We start from the raw sequence: 14,210 nt of genomic DNA, 5'->3' as shown, positions 1-14,210 counted from the left end.
GCAGCGCTACGGCAATACGATAGTCAGCGCAGCAGGTCGCACTGTAGCCCGGTAGATGGTCGCAACCATGGTCTACCGGGCTTTTATGTTCAAAGAAGCGGGTTCTTCTCTGGCTGCTCACTCCGAGTGGCATTCAGCCATGACAGCCTGAACAGCATCGCGTCGTTCGTATCGCGGAACATCACTCGGCAGAACATATCCCCGCTGTGAAGCTGATACGCCGAATAGGGAATGCTGTAGTGTCTATGAGCCGGATAAGCGTTCGGATCATTGGGGTCGTAAGTCCCAAGAAGACGAGTTTCTTCATCCTCATTCCAGCGGAGGTAATACATCGGGTTCTCTGCTTCGGGGTTTCCGCTGTCCACCTCGACTGAACCCCAAGTTAGCCACACCATAACGCGATCTTTCGCATTCGCGGTGATCCAGTCATGTAGGGCCTGAGGATCGCCGGATGGCATGGACTGCGCCGGTAGATCGAAGAACGTCGTTGCTTTGGTCGAATGCTGCTCAATATGCTGCGCGAACAACGCCCCATCTGCGTCGTCGTCAAATATAACGAACAGAGCGTGCGGCGTTGAAATCAGTCCGTGAAGCTCATTGTCGAGGTGATCCTGCCAATCAACCTTCTGTGCGCCAATTCGCGTCTGAACCCACGATTCCTTGGGGAACTCCACGATGCTGTCGTTGAGAAGCATGATGCGAACAGGCTTCCGCTCCTCCGCCTCAAGCCAGATATCTGTCCTGCCCTTGATGGTGTCGAAGAAGGCCGCAAACTCGATCTGGTCAAGCGTCTGCGTATCGGAAATCTTAAACGTGGTCGTCACTTCCCACCCCTTTCACTCAGAGTGGCAGTCCTAGGCCGCAGGCGTTAACCCACTGCTAATCCGCTAAATATCGAGCAATAAGGCTTGTCGCGTTCCTTCCTAGTCGAAGGAGATTCATAGGTCCGTGCTGTCGCGGGATCGTTCAGGCTGTTGCTGCTCTGGTAGGCTGCTCCCGATTGGTGAATATCGGCCGACAGAGTTAACGCGGGAGCGGCAACGCCGTCAGGGAGCATTGCCCGTTTAAGCAACAGAAAGACAGAAAAGGCCGGAGAACCCTCCGGCCTTTTACGCATCAATACGAGTGAAGCTTAGATGCCGCCTAGTGCGTAGAGACAAGCAAGCGCAGCAGTCACAATGGCTACAACCTCAGTGCTACGGTAGTTCCTGAAACGCTCATACATAACTGCTCTCCTTCCAGCAGTTTATGCGTTCGAGAAACTATCGCGTCATCCAAAGAATGGCAGTCTCCTGATAATTAAATGGACAAGGGAGACACCATGGCGAAGAAGACTCTAATCAACGATGAGATCAGGACTACCTTTGCGGAACTAGCCGCAGAGGGACTGAGCAATAACAAGATCGCACAAAGGATGGGCATTACCGCCTACAGTGCTGGAAAGCTTCGCAAGGACCATGAAACCAACATAGCGATTGATCGAGTGCGACTGACTGAGGTTCTACCAAAGCAAATGTCACAACTCGCAGATGCCGTGATTGGTTTGGCCGAAACTGTAGCGGAATTGCGCAACGACATCTGCGACGTGAACAGCACGAACAAGCGCATCTGCAAGGCGATGAAGAGGCTACAGGTCGAGAACAAGAACCTCAGGGAAGAACGCAGGAAAGCCCGCGAGGACGTGCGCAAGCTGAGGAGCGAACTCTGGAGGATCAGAGGCTACTAAAGCCCGATCTTCGATCCCGGCGGCAGTTCGATCAGTTCGATCTTATGGACGTGTAGCTTGGGATAGTGGCGCTTCATCATCGGCATGAAATCGTCGCAGAGCTTGGTAATCATCTCTACGTTCAGATGAGCCAGATACCGGGCCTGACGCACAAGGAATGACGCGGGGACCATGTAGGGCATGAGAGCCGTAAATTCCTCACGAGAAATATCGTAGGAACCGGCCTGGCCCTTGAATGCGGCCACCTTAGGAAGCCGCTCAAGAATCTCTTCGCGCCTCCGACCATAATCCACGAACGAACTGCGCACGGACTCATTTCGCGCCACGCATTCCGAGAAGTTCATCAGGAACTCCTCTTCCCGCATGAGCATCAACAGGTTCTGCTCCTCGTCCGATAAGTCGCGAACCATCGTCCGGTCATACCCCAGCACAGGAGCCTGAGTGCCGATGATGATTTGCGGGTCTTCCTGCGCGAGCAGCTTGTCCAGAGGCAGTCCCTTGGAATTGAGATCACGCATCGTTGTTCGTGCCTCACTGGCGAACGTCGAAAGCTTGAACCCGATTTGATAGATTTGCCCCTGTATCTTTTCTCGCGCATCTTTCCTCCGCTGCCATTCGACGAGGAAATACCCAAAGAGCGCGACAAACACGGCCAGCATCGATCCGATGCCAGAAACCCAATCGGCCAAAGAACCGCCCTCCATTAGTCCTGACCAACCTTCTTGGGCTTAAAGTCCTGTCCAGCGGGAACGCCAGCGAACCCACGCACAATCCAGCCGATCACGCACGAGATCACCCAGAAGCCGAAGGCAATACCCAGAACCCACGGCAAAGCCTCCACGAAGCGATCCCAGCCAGCAATCCAACGCTTCTTCCACTGGTTCGCTCTGGCATCCTCATAAGCGGCATTGCTAACCCTGAACGCCTCTTTACGAGCATTCATGTAACCAGTACCCTCTTGAGAGTATCCGTCTGTCATGTGGTAAGTGGGGGTCTTATTGGGATCACGACGAGCACCGGGCAATAAAGCAGATGCGGGAATAGGCTTATTGCCATCTTCCTGATAACCCGCGAACTCATAAAGAAGTCCGCCCTTAACTTCTCTAAAGCAAAGCTCTACGTCTTTGACTTTACCGATGTTAATACCATCAGTGATATATTGGCTATGGTCAGGATAGTTACAGGGTTTCTGTGTGTATGTCCATTCGCGATCAGGATTACTGCTCTCGAACGTCACATAGTCGGTAGAGCCACCGAGTAAGACATACCCAGCACCACCAAGATAAACGATACCCTGAAGCAGTTGTGTGATCCTACGACCACCTTCAAACCAATTGATTGCCATGTAAGCCCCCGTATGCGTGAGCTTTATTACAAGGCAGGCACCACGGCAATTGGAAACGCGAAGCCGTATGTAGTGAGCCGTTCGCCTATGATGTGATGCGGCATGTGGTGTGGGCTAATAGGCATCAAGGGCAGACTGTTGTGAAGCTTTACAACAGCAATGAGCCATTCCTGATTTTCAGACAATCAAGAGAAAAGTCACCGTTATGTCACCTTTTCTCTTATCATCCCGTCTACCCTGCCCGGCACTCTGGATCGCTCACTCTGAGTGAGACTCTTGGAGAACACTACCTGTCAACCTATCTTTCATGCTCTCTAGCATGTTTGGGTCGCTATCAGGTAATCGCTCTCCGACAATTCATAGTTACACTCAGACTGTCAGCAATAAAAGATATATCTTTGCTCTTGAGGAAATAATTTCAGCACGGTTCGCACCAAGGTATGGACAATCTAGCAAAACCATACCTGTCCTACTATGGTGTTGCGATTTGGTATCCTGATGCTATCGTGTGATAGTGAAGATGCGTCACTCAAGGTAATAGCCAAAACAGCAGAAAAACCGCAGTCAAGTCCATTGATTGGTTGACAGGTCACGAACCCTTGGGGGCACCCTACAGAGCCTCGTTATTGCGAGTGGATCGCAGGTGTTACCCGCTACGACACACGACCGTGATTTTTGAGTCCGGTTCACTCTGCGCAGCACTCTAAACTGAACTCTACATTTTAGGTTTGGCTGACGAGGTACAGCGGTATGTCCATGACCAGTAGTATGGAAAAGCTTTGCCATGCGCCTGTTTCCACGACTCCTGCCAGCTTTGAGGAAGTAGCGCGACGGCTTTGAGTTCGCCGCTGATCCGGTTAAGGGACCAGACCTTCATTGCGCCCTCGTCGTTACGGAAGTTCGCGTTGATGCTGGCTCGGCTGCGATCCTTAATGGTATAAGTCAGCGTGTTCTCCGGGGTCGTCACCTTCCCCGCGTCCAAGTCCACAATCCACGTCTGGGCAGGGTCCATAGTGAACGCATTAACGTCACTGTTCCAAAGGTCTTTAAGATATCGGTCTTTGGTCATCCCTGCTGGGTTCGCATATATGTCTGCGAAGGTATGTTCCGGCCCACGAACCTGTTGGCACGTCAGATACAGCGTTTCAGCACTCGCGACGCTTGGAACCATCCCAGCGACAGCAATTAATATCGTCGTCAGCTTCACCATCATTCCCCCTCATGCTCCACTTCGCGCAGCCGGGTCGCAAGATGCTGCATGAAGCCGATTGTGCTGTTCAATACCGCGGTCGCCCGTTGCTGGTCGAACTGTTCGCGTCTGTGCATCGTGTGATTGCGCCAAGCGTTCTTTACAACACGGAAATGGGCAGCAGCCTCAGAGTAAAATCCCTCATCGATTTTCCAGCCCTCGCCGTGCGTCTTGACGGACCGCTTGCGGATTTCGGACTCGATCTGGTTCAGCGCGTTGTTCCAATTGCTGGCCACGTCGAGGGAAAGGGCATTGCTCAACGCCTCCAAACCAATTTCCATGATCCGCATCGCGTGAAAAACGCTTGCTGTGTATCGTTCAAGCGCAAAGCATCGTGCGGCTTCCAAGATGTCAAACTCAGCGCTCGGAAACCTCAGCAGAACTTCCCGGCCAAAATCATCGAATGGCTTATCAAACCGCTCTGTCGCGGCGTCGTCCAGTAGCAGGCCTTTGAAATGCGATAGCTCATCCGAGAACACTTGAATGAAGTTCATCGCTTCATCGCCTAACTTCTCATACTCAGAGACGCGAAATGGGCCGGGGAAAGGGAGCATCCTTTGGATAGTGGCCCAAACTCGCTCTGATGCTCGGTAGGCCGTCCGAAATTTAGCCGCTTCGCAGGTGTCGCGCAGGATTTTTACGCTCGCTCCAAAGCCAAGGCGCCCGTCCTCATCGAATGGCACGGTATCGTATGGCTTTAGGAAAGCCGCGTAAGCCGCGAACAGCTTAGAACTGGAAGCAACGTGGCCCAGTGCTGTCATTATTCTACCGAGATCTAATTGAAGCATTCTGACCCTCTGACGTGAACCGTCGCGTTTGGTAGCCTGCCAATAAATAACGGCATGGCAAAGAACAACACACCGCCAGCCCCAACTTCTGAACAGGTGGCGAAACACCTAAAGGCTCAGCCAAAGAGCGTAAGTCAGCCTCCGCATACGCGCGACCCATGCGTCTCGATCGTCACCACTCGGGGTGAAGTGTCGCGGGTTCTGGATGCTGCGAAGGACGGCGAGACGGTCCCAACATACAAGCTGCGCAACAGCGAGGGCATCGTCCCCGATCCGCTGGCCCGCACTGCCGATCTTCTCAAGAAGGCCCACAAGGGCATGTCGCGCGAAGCTTTCGCCGCGCTCGTGGGATCTACCCTCGATCAACAATGCTTCCTCGCCCTCTATGGCGATATGTCGGATTACCAGCGCGCCCAGATCTGGCAGCGCATCCACAAGCAGGCATTCGACGAGCAGCAAGCGGCCCTCGCAGAAGCCCATCGCCGCCACCAGCAAGACCAGAAGCGAACGGATCAGCTTCTAAAGGCTCGTTCGCTACAGGAGCGCATTCACGACGCCGAGCGCAAGCGCGGCAAGGCATCCAATGTCCAGTAAACTCGCTGAGTATCTGGACCTCATCAAATTCATCCGTGAGGAAACGGTCTACCGTGGCGTCGATGGATTTTGGGATTGGCTAGCCACTGAGGACGAGGATTTCCGCGAAGACATAATCGGCGTCATGCAGGACCCCGCGTTCTCGCTGGAAGACCACCAGATTATGCCTCATTTGAATTGGCGTATCTGGATGCTGCGCATGGGTCGTGGTGCCGGCAAAACCCACGCGGCCAGTGCGAACACAAACCTTCTTGCTCGTGACGTTTTCCCCGGTGGCTACGGCATCTTAGTCGGCCCTACCGTTGACCATGTGCGCGAAACGATGATCGAAGGCACTAGCGGCTTGATCGCTACCGCCCCACTCGATTGCGTTCCCGAGTACCGCCCCCACTACAAGCGCGTCGAATGGCCCAACGGCACCCGCGCGATCATCATGACCGCCGATAATCCGCAGGGTATCCGTGGTCCTTCGCTGAACTTCGGTTGGGGTGACGAGCTAACAAAGTGGAAGCACTCAAATACCTTCGACAACCTGTTCCGCGCGGTCCGCGAAAAGCACGTCAACGGCACAAAGCTGATCCTGACAACCTCGCCTATCCGCGCTCAGGAATGGGTTAAGGCGATTGAATCTCGCCCGAACACCATCATCAGCACGGCTGCTTCGACGGCTAACATCCATCAGGACGAGGAGCACCTGGCCGAATTGGCTGAGGAAGCAAAGCTGGGCACGACGAAGGCCCGAGAGGAAATCCTTGGCGAGTGGACGACCGGCGAAAGCCAGCTTTGGTCGCGCGACGATATCGAGGCAATGGCGCTCGATACGAAGCTGAGCACCAAGCCCTTTGCTGAGACTTGTTCGCGCCGTTTCCTGAGTGTTGACCCCTCGGGCGGTGTAAAGGACGAATGGGGCATTCAGTTCATGGGCAAGAAGCCCAAGGGCGTCGTCATGCTCTACGACTTCTCGGAATTCATGAGCCTTGATGCTGGTTATCGTCGGGTAATCGAGTTGGCTAAGGAGTACCTGAAACCCGGCGACTTCATCCTGTTTGAAGACAACAACCAGAAGTCCGGTCCATCACTCCTGCGCAAAATGGCGCAGGAAGCAGGATTCTCTGTCCGCGTGATCCCTGTCACTGCTGATAAGAGCAAGTATGCCCGCGCAGAAGAAGCTTTCATGCATTGTAAGTTGGGTAAGGTCAGCTTGCTTCACCGATCCTCTAGGTTTGAGGAGCAGCTTGTTGAATGGGAACCCGACATGAAGAACTCTCCAGACCGTGGCGACGCCTTCACACAAGGCGTCAACCACGTTCTGGGTTCAAAGCCGAAAACTAAGTTCAGGGTTGTCAGCCTAGGCAGGCATTAACACCAAGTTACGCGCCGCTTGAATGAGACACGAGCATTGCCATTGGCAACCAGTTCCACAGCGTGAGCCGCTGCGGTCTTGATTTCCTCGACCTTATCAACGACAGCGTGGCCGCAGTCGCGACGCCAATAGTGTGCCAGCGCCAGAACAGTGGCGCCGTTTGCGTCATGCCCGGTTATTGAAAGACTAATATCCCCGTCGAAGGGCTTTCGATCGTCTGCTCGGACAGGACTCTCAACCTCGAAATATAAGTGGTAGCGTGTTTGATAGTCGCCTATTTCTTCCAGCTCGACTCTCAAGTTATTGATGCGAGTGGTCCAGCCACCCCACGACAAATCTAATGGCCCCCACCGAAGCGTCTTACGACCTGGCCCATGCCCCCCATCCTTGCTTTTGTCGTAACCGATGCCGACGTCAAATATACTTACGTCATCGTCGTTTTCGTCGAGTGCCGGAACTTCACTAGTTTCCAGACTGTCCATACATCCTCCATCTTTAAATTAAATGGCGACTCAAGCCGACAAAAGGATAACGCATCATCACACGCTTCATACTACACTTTGTTTTCGTTTTATTTAAATGAGATAAGACCGTGGGCGTACTTCGTGCCGAACCGCATCATGATTATTCATGAATAATTCCCACTCATTTTTGTTGAATAAATACCCTGTAGATCAACCAAATAAGGTGGCACAGTGGATTGGAATTGGCAGTTCTGGAAGTCTCGCGATTGGAGCAAGGTCGAAAGGCCGGAGGGAAGTCGCACTGTCAACTTCTCGGGAATGTATTCCTACGGCGGTGTCAGCAAAGGGTGGACGGACGAAGAGAACTTCGAAGCTCGCGTCAGAAAGCTGCTCTACAGATGCCCGGTAAGCCGACGCTGCTTTGAAATTCGATCCGAAAGGCTGGCAAGCATCACCCTCAAGATCGAGGGCGGCAACCGCGCCGCGAAGAAGGTGCTCACGCAGCCCAACTTCCGTGACCGCACGATCAACAACCTATTCCGCGTCGTGGAAAACGACCTTGGTCTTGGTGGCGACAATTGGCTGTTCCTAAACATGGACCTGAGCCTCCGCCCCGTTCTTGAAGCACTCCGTCAGGACTTCATGTTTCAAGAGCCAGCCGCCAGCAAAATCACCTACGATCCTGCGCGCCGCTTGAAGGGTGAAAACAACAGCAAACCAGAACTCATCTTCACGATGGACCCTAACGATTTCGGGCGCACTCAGTTGGTCGAACGCCTGACCGCAGATGGCAAGACCTATGAAGTGCTCCACGGTGCGCTCCTTCACATTGCCATTCCGAACCCTCTGAGCAGCCTACAGGGCACCGGAGCCGGGGACGCTATCTTGGGCGACGTAGAAACCCTGATGGCCGCTGTGAAGCTGATGTACGCCCGTCTGGAAAACGGCGGTCGCAAAGCAGGCTGGATCACCCTCCCCGAGATCGAGGGCATCGACGAGATGACCGATGACGATTGGGCGAAGCTGAGCAGCGCCATGGATAAGCTTCGTCAGGATGACGAACTCAAGGGCTTGGTCAACGGCGCGAACTTCATCGAGAACCAGATGACCTTTGCCGAACTCGATATCGTCGAGATTCAGAAGGCATTGGAACGTCGCATCGCAATGGCCCTTGGCGTTCAGCCCGTCATGCTTGGCTTTGAGGGCGAAGCCTCGATGGCGAACATGAGGACTGCGGATCGCACGTTCTACACAGGATGGCTGAAGCCTCGCGCCGAGTTCATCCTTGGACACCTACAGGCATTCCTCGCGGAAGAGTTGAACTGCCCAAATCTCGTCCTGACCATCGACGAAACCAAAATCCCATACCTTCAGGAAGACAAGTCTGAAGTTCTGGAAAGGATGGCGCGCAACGGTGCTCTTGAGTTCAATGAGTATCGAGTAGCGAACGGATGGGAGCCGAAGCCATGGGGCGAAAAGCAAATGCCCGTTAGCGGCGTCGGCAACATGGATGAGTCCAAACCGGACAAAGAACCAAAACCACAGCCTGACACCGCGAGACCGCGTGAAGTCGGACACAACGCCGATGTTAGCCGCCGGGCAGATCAGCGCGCCTAATAAATAACCAGAAGTGGAACTGATAGGACTGACGCACTTATGACGATGGAATTCAAAAGCTTTAAGGCTGCTCCTATCAAGGAGAACGAGGTAGAGGGACTAGCCTCCACATACGGCAATATCGACAATGTGGGCGATATCGTGGAACCGGGCGCTTACACTCGCACCATTGATGCTTTCAACAAGCGCAAGAACGGAATGCCTTTCCTTGCGCACCACCGTCATGACCTACCGATCGGCAGAATTAAGGAACTTCGCGATACGCCTGACGGTCTTTGGTTCAGGGGTGAGTTCTCCAAGAGCCGTGACGGCCAGAACGCCCGCGAACAGTTCCTTGATGGCACACTTGATAGCTTCTCCATCGGCTATCGCGTGCTCAAGAAGGAAGCTGACCGCGTAAACGATCAGCGAGTGCTTCGCTTGAAGGAAATCAGCCTTCACGAGATTAGCGCAGTCACGTTCGCCTGTAATGAAATGGCGCTGGTTTCGGCGGTCAAGGGTGACATTGCTTCCAGCTTCCCAACCTTGAGCCTCGAAGACCAGCAACTGGTGGCTGATTTCGCCGCTATGCTGGAAGCAAAGCACTCGCGCGTCCTATCCGATGAACAGTCTACAGACATCGTTGATGAGGCAGTAAAGTCACTGGAATCCGATCACGAGTCCGAACTTCAATCGGCTCTTGAAGGGGCGATGTTCGCGTACCGCATCAAGCAATACCGAAATCGATAAATAGATTTGTCAGCAACGCTGACCGGCACTCCGCACAGGACTCGCCTTCTACAACAGCAGGACTCGCCTTTCGCACTCCTCTGAAACTCAATTCAGAGGTGAAATGTGAACGAGAACATGAAAGCAAACATCGAACAGATGTTTGAGATTCTGTCCACCAAGGCAGATTCCAAGGATGTTGTAGATCAGGCCACTGTCGCCAACCTACACACCGAAATTAAGTCCATTCAGGACAAGATGGCTGAGCAGGAAGCTCAGCTTGAAGAGCAGGCAGAAGCGCTTGCCCGCAAGTCCAGCACCAAGACGTCATCGGTCGATCAGGAAGCTGCCGATCTGCGCGCTGCTACCTTCGCATTCGTGAAGGGCAATCATGCGGTCACTCATGGTGACATTAAGGCAGACGAGTTCTCGCGCCTTGTGAACCCTGAGGGTGGTCACACGGTCCCGGTTCACTTCGATAGCGAAGTTACTCGTGGTCTTGGCAAGACTAGCCCTGTTCGCGCCCTGTCGCGCGTTCTGGCCGTATCCGGCGATCTGGACCGCATCATCAAGTTCCGCACTGCTGGCGCAGCCAAGACCAAGTCGGAAAAGGACGCATTCGTTCGTAACACCGTCGATACCTTCGCGAAGCTGCGTTGGGGTCAGACACAGCTTTTCGATCAGCAGCGTCACACCGCTTGGATTTCCCAGCACCCTGAGAGCGTCCTCGCTCTGGCACAGGAACTTCAGGACAGCATCGTCCTCAACATCGCTGAGAAGGAAAGCGACCTCTTCCTGAATGGCACCATTCAGAACGGCGTTCAGGACGTTGCGGGCGTTGCTGCCACCAACTGTGGTCTGCTTGCTCAGACGCTTTCGACCATCGCTCCAACCAAGTATACCGATAACTTCGGCACCGTTGGCGCTGTGAAGTTCGGTCGTTCGGCTACCGCCAACATCAGCGACGGCGTGCTGATCCTCAAGTCCACCCTCCACTCGAACTACCTGCCAAACGCAAAGCTTGTCTTCTCTTCGTCGGTCGAACTCGCGATCATGCAGGAGAAGGACAACAATGGCCGTCCTGTCTGGAAGCCTGCTGACGCATCGGTCGCCGGTCAGTTCGCTGGCACCATCTACGGTCTGCCTTATGTCATCGACGACATGATGCCCACCATCGAAGAGGCTGTCGCAGACGGCACCCCAGCTATCCTGCTTGCTGACTTTGCGAAGGCATACACCATCGCAGACTTTGGCCGCATGAACTGGGCTGTGGACCCAATCACCGAACCGCAGTTCGTGAAGTACACCGCTTCGCGTCGCGTCGGTGCTGCGATTGTGGACTACAAGGCAATCCGCGCTCTGGTGCTGACCGCCTAAGTCTACGGACAAGGAACAAGAATGGCTCGTCGGAAACGGCGGGCCATTTCCTTGAGCAAATAAATACTCGCGTAACACCTAATAAGGGGGCGCAAGATGGGATTGGAATCCACAGGCCAGAACGCGAATAGCTGGCAGACTATCGAGCAGGCAAATCAGTTCCTGACTGACTTCGCCCATCCCATGCTTGGTTATAGTCCCGAACTTCAAGACGACGACGAGCCATACTTGATCGAAGCTGCGAAAGAGATTTCGCGCATGTGGGCTTTCAAGGGCGAACAGGTAGATCCGCTACAGGCTCTCGCATGGCCCCGCAGAGGTGTGGTTCTTGAGGGCAAGAAGCCCGGTCGCGATTGGTTTGCGCAAAACTTCCCTCACCTCGATCCTGACATGGAAGAGTACGCCTATTTCCTCCATTTCGAGAGCCCCGGTCTGTCCGCTGGCGTCTCCTACCTTCCAGAAGACCTCATCCCTCGTGAAGTGCTGGAGGCGCAAGCGATCCTCGCTGCTTTCAAGCAAAGGGGCATCACGCTTTGGCAGGACAACGGGTTCAACGCCGCTGAGGTGAAGGTCGATGGCGTTGGCACCATCAAGCCCACCAATGCTGTTGCTGCCGCTGACGCCGTGTTCATGCGCCTTGCGCGCTGGGGCTCGTTCAGGGGCGCCGGAATGGTTCGTCCTGGCGGTGCGCGCTAATGGCGATCTACGGCACATTCGCGAAGGCCGCTTCTCAGATTCTAGGCGGTGAGCTGGGCGGCTCGTTCGTGCTGCGCAGGACTTCTGGTGGTGGCTATGACGACAACGGCGATGCTATTCCCGTCACTCAGAGTGACAAGCGCGTTCGCGGCGTGGTCAAGGACAAGAAGGAATGGGACAAAGGTTCGTATCTGGGCAGCAGGCTCGTGGCAGTGCTGGACAACAAGATCGAGCCCAAGCCCGATGACCTCCTGATCGTCGGAAAGACAACCTACAGGATCACCGATGTGAAGACGGTTGCGCCCAATGGCGTGACGGTCATCAACTACGAAGCGGGGTTGTCAGCATAATGGCCCGCCGCTCAGGAATCCCGAACCTCGCAGCCGTTCACAAGAGCATCGAGCATGCCAAGAAGGAAATGCGCGCCACGATCACCCAGACGCAACGCAAGGTCGCCACAGATATCCTACAAGGGGTCATAGAAGGCACGCCTGAGGATACCAGCGTCACAGTAGGCGATTGGCAGGTCGGCGTTAACAGCAACCCTACGGGGCTCGTGAACACTGCCGATCCCGGAGGCAAGAACGCGCTGGCAAAGGGCAAGGCCGAGATTGCTGCCGCCCCTCTCGGATCAAAAATCAACATCGTGAACAATCAGCCTCACGTCGATGGCCTGAATGCGGGCAATGCCGTGTCCAAGCCTGCTGGCTGGATCGAAGGCTCGATTGACCGCGCAACAAGGGGGTCATGATGAGCCACGCACTCGACGCAAAAGCACTAACAGCACGCTTCAACCAACGCTGGAAGGCATACGCCCATTCAAAAGTCACGATGCTCTACGACAACAGCATCGTCACGAACCCTGCGCCAGAACGCTTCATCCGCTTCTCAATCCGCCCGTCAGGTGAAACAGACAGGGCGCTGGGCGATGGCCGCATTCGCATCGAGAACTATGGGCGCATTTGGATACAGATTGGCGTTCCTAAAACTGACGTGAATGACGCCGTGCTATTGGCCGACGACGCTACAGCGATCTTCCGCCGCTGGAACAGTGACGATGGACTTCTGCGCTGCCTTGCCGTCGAACGAAGCACCTCGATTGACGATAGGCACCACATCATCACTGTTAAAGTGAGCTATGACAGCACCCATTACAAGACTGTCGCATAAATACCCACGAGGCCAGCAACGGCCCAATAATAAAAAGAAGGAGCCCTGAATGGCTATTAACCCCTCTGATACCGAATGGTCCATCTGCGTTGCTGGTCCAGATGGTAGGTTTCCTACCAATCCCCAGTTCAAGCGCCTCGACACCAAGGTAGGATCGACCCTCACTGGTGTTGCTGACAGCGTCGTCAGCGAAACTCGCCGTAAGGGCCGCACCAACGCTGGTCAGTCCCTTGTTAATCCGCGCGTTGAAGGAACGCTCAACACGGAATTGACCTACGGCGATGCTGGTCAAGACATGCTGCTGGAAAGCGCCTTTTCGGGCAAGTTCGACGCGAACGGCAGAATGCTCGCTGGCACAACCGAAACCGTGTTCTGCGCAGAACGTAAGTGGAATGACGGCGCGACCGGCTTGTTCACTCGCATGTTCGGTCTGCTGGTCAGCGAACTCGCGATCAACGCTGAATCTGGCGGCATTGTAACCGCTGACTTCACCGTCCTCGGCCAAGGCACCGAACCCGTCACCGATGAGGAAGGCGAGGAACTGGCTTCCGCCCGTGCTATTCTGAGCGGCGCGACCTACTCAGCAGCAGCGACGAACGCCAAGTTCGCTGGCTCGCACGTCAAGAACATCACCATCGAGACGCTGGGCGAAGTCGATTACTCGACGTTCAACTTCACGCTCACTCAGGATCGCGCAGCGCAGACCAAGCTAGGTAGCGCATATGCTCGCGGTATTGGTACTGCGGGCAAGAGCAGCGAAATCGTAGCTACGTTCTACCGCGCAGACCTCGCGCCAGAAAAGCTGATTAAGAACGGCACCGATAACCCAGCAGTCGAAATCTCGTGGGAGTACACCATCGGCGGCGCTGGCTACAGGTTCACTACACTTGCTCAGCCCTCGTTCCCTGAAGACAGCGAGGACGGCGCTAACCAGATGGTATCTGTAACCTTTGCTCCAATCGGTCAGATTGTTGACGATCAGGATACAGACTTCATCATTCAGAAGCTGACCCCAACTCCTTAAGAGTTTCTGTTCGGTTAGCTTCGCGGGGCAGTGGTTCATCTCAGGTCCACTGCCCCGACCCATGACTACCAAGGGATAAATACCATGCG

At 54.6% G+C, this 14,210-nt stretch carries 17 protein-coding genes; 11 read left to right on the top strand and 6 right to left on the bottom strand.

All coding sequences use genetic code 11. The annotated features are described in order from the left end of the window. Positions 1-89: 89 nt before the first annotated feature. Positions 90-824: a hypothetical protein gene (locus ACZ1II_RS11930; protein ID WP_465146624.1), complete on the bottom strand. Its 735-nt coding sequence runs from the start codon at positions 822-824 to the stop codon at positions 90-92. A gap of 497 nt (positions 825-1,321) precedes the next feature. Here ACZ1II_RS11930 and ACZ1II_RS11925 point away from each other — a divergent pair, with 497 nt between their 5' ends. Then, entirely contained in the window at positions 1,322-1,726 is a 405-nt protein-coding gene (locus ACZ1II_RS11925) for a hypothetical protein (RefSeq protein WP_465146623.1), read from the top strand. On the opposite strand, the gene ACZ1II_RS11920 is transcribed toward ACZ1II_RS11925, so the two are convergent. From ACZ1II_RS11920 to ACZ1II_RS11905, 4 genes are all read right to left on the bottom strand, one after another. Further along, positions 1,723-2,415, bottom strand: a complete 693-nt coding sequence (locus ACZ1II_RS11920; RefSeq protein WP_465146622.1) for a hypothetical protein — start codon at positions 2,413-2,415, stop codon at positions 1,723-1,725. The two genes, ACZ1II_RS11925 and ACZ1II_RS11920, sit on opposite strands and share 4 nt — an antisense overlap. 14 nt (positions 2,416-2,429) lie before the next feature. Then, entirely contained in the window at positions 2,430-3,071 is a 642-nt protein-coding gene (locus ACZ1II_RS11915; protein ID WP_465146621.1) for a hypothetical protein, read from the bottom strand. Between the two features lie 715 nt (positions 3,072-3,786). Beyond that, positions 3,787-4,284 carry a hypothetical protein gene (locus tag ACZ1II_RS11910; protein WP_465146620.1) on the bottom strand — a complete coding sequence of 166 codons (498 nt, stop codon included), beginning with the start codon at positions 4,282-4,284 and terminating at the stop codon, positions 3,787-3,789. Then, complete coding sequence (locus tag ACZ1II_RS11905; protein WP_465146619.1) at positions 4,281-5,081, bottom strand: hypothetical protein; 801 nt, start codon at positions 5,079-5,081, stop codon at positions 4,281-4,283. The genes ACZ1II_RS11910 and ACZ1II_RS11905 overlap by 4 nt, the downstream gene beginning before the upstream one ends. Positions 5,082-5,162: 81 nt before the next feature. On the opposite strand from ACZ1II_RS11905, the gene ACZ1II_RS11900 reads away from it, so the two are divergent. Together ACZ1II_RS11900 and ACZ1II_RS11895 are read left to right on the top strand one after the other, a co-directional pair. Continuing rightward, a complete protein-coding gene (locus ACZ1II_RS11900) occupies positions 5,163-5,702 on the top strand; it encodes a hypothetical protein (protein ID WP_465146618.1) in 540 nt (179 codons plus the stop codon). Continuing rightward, positions 5,692-7,065 carry a terminase large subunit domain-containing protein gene (locus tag ACZ1II_RS11895; RefSeq protein ID WP_465146617.1) on the top strand — a complete coding sequence of 458 codons (1,374 nt, stop codon included), beginning with the start codon at positions 5,692-5,694 and terminating at the stop codon, positions 7,063-7,065. The genes ACZ1II_RS11900 and ACZ1II_RS11895 overlap by 11 nt, the downstream gene beginning before the upstream one ends. On the opposite strand, the gene ACZ1II_RS11890 is transcribed toward ACZ1II_RS11895, so the two are convergent. Then, positions 7,062-7,547 (bottom strand): hypothetical protein, encoded by a 486-nt coding sequence (locus tag ACZ1II_RS11890; protein ID WP_465146616.1) that lies wholly within the window; start codon positions 7,545-7,547, stop codon positions 7,062-7,064. The two genes, ACZ1II_RS11895 and ACZ1II_RS11890, sit on opposite strands and share 4 nt — an antisense overlap. A 300-nt stretch (positions 7,548-7,847) precedes the next feature. On the opposite strand from ACZ1II_RS11890, the gene ACZ1II_RS11885 reads away from it, so the two are divergent. The 8 genes from ACZ1II_RS11885 to ACZ1II_RS11850 all read left to right on the top strand — a co-directional run bounded on the left by ACZ1II_RS11885 (position 7,848) and on the right by ACZ1II_RS11850 (position 14,121). Continuing rightward, entirely contained in the window at positions 7,848-9,146 is a 1,299-nt protein-coding gene (locus tag ACZ1II_RS11885; RefSeq protein ID WP_465146615.1) for a phage portal protein, read from the top strand. A gap of 39 nt (positions 9,147-9,185) precedes the next feature. Continuing rightward, positions 9,186-9,875: an HK97 family phage prohead protease gene (locus tag ACZ1II_RS11880; RefSeq protein ID WP_465146614.1), complete on the top strand. Its 690-nt coding sequence runs from the start codon at positions 9,186-9,188 to the stop codon at positions 9,873-9,875. Between the two features lie 105 nt (positions 9,876-9,980). Next, on the top strand, positions 9,981-11,231 hold the full coding sequence (locus ACZ1II_RS11875; protein ID WP_465146613.1) for a phage major capsid protein: 1,251 nt from the start codon (positions 9,981-9,983) through the stop codon (positions 11,229-11,231). 96 nt (positions 11,232-11,327) lie between these two features. Then, a complete protein-coding gene (locus tag ACZ1II_RS11870; RefSeq protein WP_465146612.1) occupies positions 11,328-11,927 on the top strand; it encodes a DnaT-like ssDNA-binding protein in 600 nt (199 codons plus the stop codon). Then, positions 11,927-12,277, top strand: a complete 351-nt coding sequence (locus ACZ1II_RS11865; protein WP_465146611.1) for a hypothetical protein — start codon at positions 11,927-11,929, stop codon at positions 12,275-12,277. Before ACZ1II_RS11870 ends, ACZ1II_RS11865 begins: the two co-directional genes overlap by 1 nt. Next, on the top strand, positions 12,277-12,678 hold the full coding sequence (locus ACZ1II_RS11860) for a hypothetical protein (protein ID WP_465146610.1): 402 nt from the start codon (positions 12,277-12,279) through the stop codon (positions 12,676-12,678). The genes ACZ1II_RS11865 and ACZ1II_RS11860 overlap by 1 nt, the downstream gene beginning before the upstream one ends. Continuing rightward, positions 12,678-13,097: a hypothetical protein gene (locus ACZ1II_RS11855; protein ID WP_465146609.1), complete on the top strand. Its 420-nt coding sequence runs from the start codon at positions 12,678-12,680 to the stop codon at positions 13,095-13,097. Before ACZ1II_RS11860 ends, ACZ1II_RS11855 begins: the two co-directional genes overlap by 1 nt. A gap of 49 nt (positions 13,098-13,146) precedes the next feature. After that, positions 13,147-14,121, top strand: coding sequence for a phage tail tube protein (locus tag ACZ1II_RS11850; protein WP_465146608.1), 975 nt, complete (start codon positions 13,147-13,149; stop codon positions 14,119-14,121). Positions 14,122-14,210 lie beyond the last annotated feature (89 nt).

It is taken from the genome of Novosphingobium sp. BL-S-20 (genome assembly GCF_055521635.1).
The sequence above is the reverse complement of the archived record's forward strand: the minus strand, read 5'-3'. Positions and strand labels throughout refer to the sequence as shown.

Excerpts from the sequence above, each read along its gene's own strand:
- ACZ1II_RS11925 (WP_465146623.1), top strand. The coding sequence starts at position 1,322 with ATGGCGAAGAAGACTCTAATCAACGATGAGATCAGGACTACCTTTGCG.
- ACZ1II_RS11915 (WP_465146621.1), bottom strand. The coding sequence starts at position 3,071 with ATGGCAATCAATTGGTTTGAAGGTGGTCGTAGGATCACACAACTGCTT.
- ACZ1II_RS11910 (WP_465146620.1), bottom strand. The coding sequence starts at position 4,284 with ATGATGGTGAAGCTGACGACGATATTAATTGCTGTCGCTGGGATGGTT.
- ACZ1II_RS11905 (WP_465146619.1), bottom strand. The coding sequence starts at position 5,081 with ATGACAGCACTGGGCCACGTTGCTTCCAGTTCTAAGCTGTTCGCGGCT.
- ACZ1II_RS11900 (WP_465146618.1), top strand. The coding sequence starts at position 5,163 with ATGGCAAAGAACAACACACCGCCAGCCCCAACTTCTGAACAGGTGGCG.
- ACZ1II_RS11895 (WP_465146617.1), top strand. The coding sequence starts at position 5,692 with ATGTCCAGTAAACTCGCTGAGTATCTGGACCTCATCAAATTCATCCGT.
- ACZ1II_RS11890 (WP_465146616.1), bottom strand. The coding sequence starts at position 7,547 with ATGGACAGTCTGGAAACTAGTGAAGTTCCGGCACTCGACGAAAACGAC.
- ACZ1II_RS11885 (WP_465146615.1), top strand. The coding sequence starts at position 7,848 with ATGTATTCCTACGGCGGTGTCAGCAAAGGGTGGACGGACGAAGAGAAC.
- ACZ1II_RS11880 (WP_465146614.1), top strand. The coding sequence starts at position 9,186 with ATGACGATGGAATTCAAAAGCTTTAAGGCTGCTCCTATCAAGGAGAAC.
- ACZ1II_RS11870 (WP_465146612.1), top strand. The coding sequence starts at position 11,328 with ATGGGATTGGAATCCACAGGCCAGAACGCGAATAGCTGGCAGACTATC.
- ACZ1II_RS11865 (WP_465146611.1), top strand. The coding sequence starts at position 11,927 with ATGGCGATCTACGGCACATTCGCGAAGGCCGCTTCTCAGATTCTAGGC.
- ACZ1II_RS11860 (WP_465146610.1), top strand. The coding sequence starts at position 12,277 with ATGGCCCGCCGCTCAGGAATCCCGAACCTCGCAGCCGTTCACAAGAGC.
- ACZ1II_RS11855 (WP_465146609.1), top strand. The coding sequence starts at position 12,678 with ATGAGCCACGCACTCGACGCAAAAGCACTAACAGCACGCTTCAACCAA.
- ACZ1II_RS11850 (WP_465146608.1), top strand. The coding sequence starts at position 13,147 with ATGGCTATTAACCCCTCTGATACCGAATGGTCCATCTGCGTTGCTGGT.